The sequence below is a fragment of the bacterium endosymbiont of Bathymodiolus sp. 5 South genome (assembly GCF_900128535.1).
In the GTDB taxonomy this organism is placed as follows: Bacteria; Pseudomonadota; Gammaproteobacteria; order PS1; family Pseudothioglobaceae; genus Thiodubiliella.
Genome location: NZ_FQTR01000156.1, coordinates 1 through 3,775 on the forward strand (window position 1 = coordinate 1; position 3,775 = coordinate 3,775).

General features: G+C 40.7%; 5 protein-coding genes. All 5 read right to left on the reverse strand.

The features are described from left to right. Positions 1-61: 61 nt before the first annotated feature. Complete coding sequence (locus BBROOKSOX_RS09415) at positions 62-349, reverse strand: hypothetical protein (protein WP_139661361.1); 288 nt, start codon at positions 347-349, stop codon at positions 62-64. A 10-nt stretch (positions 350-359) separates the two neighbouring features. Then, positions 360-671: an RHS repeat-associated core domain-containing protein gene (locus BBROOKSOX_RS12260; protein WP_257607843.1), complete on the reverse strand. Its 312-nt coding sequence runs from the start codon at positions 669-671 to the stop codon at positions 360-362. Beyond that, entirely contained in the window at positions 640-915 is a 276-nt protein-coding gene (locus tag BBROOKSOX_RS12265) for a hypothetical protein (RefSeq protein ID WP_257607844.1), read from the reverse strand. The genes BBROOKSOX_RS12260 and BBROOKSOX_RS12265 overlap by 32 nt, the downstream gene beginning before the upstream one ends. Positions 916-1,759: 844 nt before the next feature. Continuing rightward, complete coding sequence (locus BBROOKSOX_RS09430) at positions 1,760-3,274, reverse strand: RHS repeat domain-containing protein (protein ID WP_139661363.1); 1,515 nt, start codon at positions 3,272-3,274, stop codon at positions 1,760-1,762. Next, positions 3,271-3,775 (reverse strand): hypothetical protein (locus tag BBROOKSOX_RS09435; protein WP_218973722.1); only part of this gene is annotated, 505 nt, incomplete at its 5' end. The genes BBROOKSOX_RS09430 and BBROOKSOX_RS09435, both read right to left, overlap by 4 nt.

Genomic DNA, 3,775 nt, shown 5'->3' on the forward strand with positions numbered 1-3,775 from the left:
TAAAAATCATCAGGTAGTTGAATTCTTTTTGGCATTGTTTTGTTGGTGAAAAAAATGATTATTATACACTACTTATAGTATTGTTGTTTTTTGAATTTGGTATTACTTGTGTTGCATTTATATTATCCCCTCCTTCTTCTGCTAATGTAAATTCTGCTTGAATTTTCAAGGGCTTATTTGATATTATAGTAAAATGTGTATTGCTATCTAGTAAAGTTAGCTCGGGATCACCCCTAACTGTCTCTTGTAATCTTTGATAGGCTTCAGGATAATAAAGCAAATTATCGTTGCGATAAGTGCTTTCAATTGGACTTAATACATCTAGTTCATAAGGTTTGCCTCCATCCATCGGATAAACTTCAACCTGTCCTGTCCTGTCCTGTCCTGTCCTGTCCTGTCGGGTCTGTGTATTTAAGGGGATTATTATTCACATAAACATACAAATTCAAACCATCAACCGCACCTGCTGAATCAGGGCTTATCCACCTCGTTAGCCAAGGGGCTAGGTATCTAGCACCGTAGTAGAATAAACCACTACTGTCGTCTCTTTCTTTACCCGTGTAGCGGTAGCGTTTTTGTTGCACTTGGGTTTTATCTTTGCCAGCAATGATGGCGGTGCCACCATAGGGGTAGTAGTGTTCATAACTGAGGGTTTGGGCTTTGTTGTCCAACTCTAAGGTGTTGGATTGTAGGTGGCTGGTGAGTTGGTAGTGGGTTTGGGTGTTGCTTTCTATAGTTTCGCTGAGGATGTGGGTGCCGATGTGTAGGGTGCTGGTTTGTTGCTTTGCTTGCTTGGTTGGTTGATAGGTCTAATAAAGGCAGGTAATCCCTTTGGCTTTGTACTTGATTGTTAGATTCAACCACACTGCGGACTCGATTGCCTTGGTAATCATAAACATAGTGAGACCTTTGCATAAATAGGAATGATTAGCAAAATCCAATTTTTGCCCAATTGGTGATTTCTTTAAACCTTGTCCTAGCAGGGCTAAGGCTGGGTTTAAAAAATCGCCAAGTGGGTGAAAAGTGGGTTTCTGATGATTGTTCCTATTTATGCAAAGGTCTCATAGTATTGTGTAGTGTTGCTTTTGTCTGCTTTGGTGAGTTGGTTAAGGGTGTTGTTGTAGTGCCAATGTTATTTAAGACTAGCAGGTTGCCATTGGCGTCAAATTCGCTGGTGGATTGCTGGGTTTCAGTGCCACGGTTGCTGTTTGGGTGGATGGTGAGGGTTTGTTGCCAATTACCACTGCTTGCCTAGTGTGATAGATTGATTAGGTTGTTGCCTGTGTCGTAGGTGCAGGTTTGCTGGTAAGGTTCTAGTGAAATCATAATATAGCACAGCGGCTTGTTTGTTGTTTTATTCTAGACAGGTGTAAAATATTCCTACATATCTCCATGAGAGCGAATAGACCATCTCTTGATTATATTCAATCATAATTAATGCCCGTTCTTCAGGGCTTAGGTGTTGGTAGCTGTTCATAATCACATTTTCTATGGAATGCGTTGCACTTGAAAGTTGAATTCAAGGTTTAAATTTAATAGATTGCCATTGGCATCAAAGTCAGATGCGGATTGTTGGGTTTCGGTACCACGGTTGTTGTTAGGGTGAATGGAGATGGTTTGTTACCAATTATTACTGTTTTCCTGGTGCGATAGGGCGGTCAGGTTGTTGCCTGTGTCGTAGGTGTAGGTTTGTTGGTAGTGCTCTAAAGTATTAATCATCAGGTATTGAAATCCTTGCGTTGGGATGCCTTTGCATTTTCTATTCTTTGGTTGGGGTTCTAAGTATATTGATAGTCATTCGTTTTTGATACTTTAGCATGTTGATAAATTGACCTCCAGAGTCAATATGAGCACGGTAATATTCAGGTATAAACTCCCCTTTAATATAAGTATTTTTATTCCAAGTGTCTATTAGCAAAGTGTCTGCATTCCATTTATCAGGTTCTAGCAAAGGGGTTGATTGATCACGGTTAAGCAAGTTGAAAGAATGCTTAGATGTTTCTAGTGTTTCTACTGCCATATTAGGATAATGCCGATTTAACTCATGCAACATTATGTCTGAACATTCTCCACAATTGGCGACTTTATATTGTTTAAAGACCATGTCTTTTAATTTACCAGATAAGCTAAATTGAATAATGGCTGCTAAAAAAGACACACCGCTGCTACGCTTTATATTTTTAATACGGGTACTTATATCGCCTCGCAACATTCCTACTTTATGTTTTACTATTGAAATATGTTCTTGAGATGGATGAGCAGATCCACCTTCCTCATAAAATCGGCTAGAAGAATCTAGCTTGCCTAGGTCTTCAAAAATACCCCATTGCAAAACCTCTTGTTGTATCTTTTTCATTTGAGTTAAATCAATTGAGGGTATATTTTTGCCTATTGTGGTGTGTTTTTCAGCCTCTGATTTTTCAGCCATCACCCCTCCCACAGCACCTTCTTCCATCGCTTCTTGTTCAGGTGTTTCTTTAACATGCCCTGTTGGGTCCCTATATTTAAGCGGATTGTTGCCCACATAAACATACAAATTCAAGTCAGCAATTGCACCCGCTGAATCAGGACTTATCCATCTTGCCAACCAAGGGGCTAGGTACCTAGCACCGTAGTAGCATAAACCACTACTGTCGTCTCTTTCTTTGCCCGTGTAGCGGTAGCGTTTTTGTTGGGCTTGGGTTTTGTCTTTACCTGCAATGATGGCAGTGCCACCATAGGGGTAGTAGTGTTCATAACTGAGGGTTTGGGCTTGGTCATCTAGTTCTAAGGTGTTGGATTGTAGATGACTGTTGAGTTGATAGCGGGTTTGGCGCGTAGTTTGCGCATTGTCTTTGCTACTTTCGCTGAGGATGTGAGTGCCGATGTGCAAGGTGGTGCTTTGTTGTTTTGTTTGGTTGATTGAGAGGTCTAGTGCGGGTAGGTAGTCTCTTTGGCTTTGCACTTGGTGGTCAGATTCAATCACAGTGCGGACTCGATTGCCTTGGTAATCATAAACATAGTATTGTGTGGTGTTACTCTTGTCTGTTTTGGTAAGTTGGTTAAGGGTGTTATTGTAGTGCCAATGTAGGGTACCAATGTTATTTAAGACTAGCAGGTTGCCATTGGCGTCAAAGTTGCTGGTGGATTGTTGAGTTTCAGTGCCACGGTTGTTGTTTGGGTGGATGGTAAGGGTTTGTTGCCAATCACCACTGTTTGCTTGGTGTGAGAGGTTGGTTAGGTTGTTGCCTGTGTCATAGGTGTAAACTTGGCAGTAGGGCTCTAGTGAATTCATGAGATAATACAGTGTTGTTTTTTGGCTATGCTGGCTAACTTCCTTGGCACCTCCTCAACTATATTGCCAAATATCCCCCTCATCAGACTTTCTGGGCCATGAACTAAAAAAGTACCTACTTCCGAATCTTGCTTGACCTCAACCCACACACCAAAATCAGGCAACATGGGTGTTTCATTTCTGTAAGTATCAAAAAAGTCACTTGATTCATCAATAATACTTTTGGGTGTTACCGCGATACTTGAATTTGCACTCAAATATTTAAAAGCAGGGAACGCTTTTTTGTTTTCATTTCCCCCCTCCCTTATATCTGTTAGCGTATGGGATGCGCCAACCAAAACGAGCGAACTTCCTTTGAAGCTTCCCGCTTTTAGCATTCTGTTGTATTCTCCTGTATCCCTCCAGTTATATCTACCAATATAATCAGAGTTAAGAGTTACCGCTAGCATCATTACATCTACTCTTGAATCCATTAATTTTGTAATTTTTCTAGATGTTAAA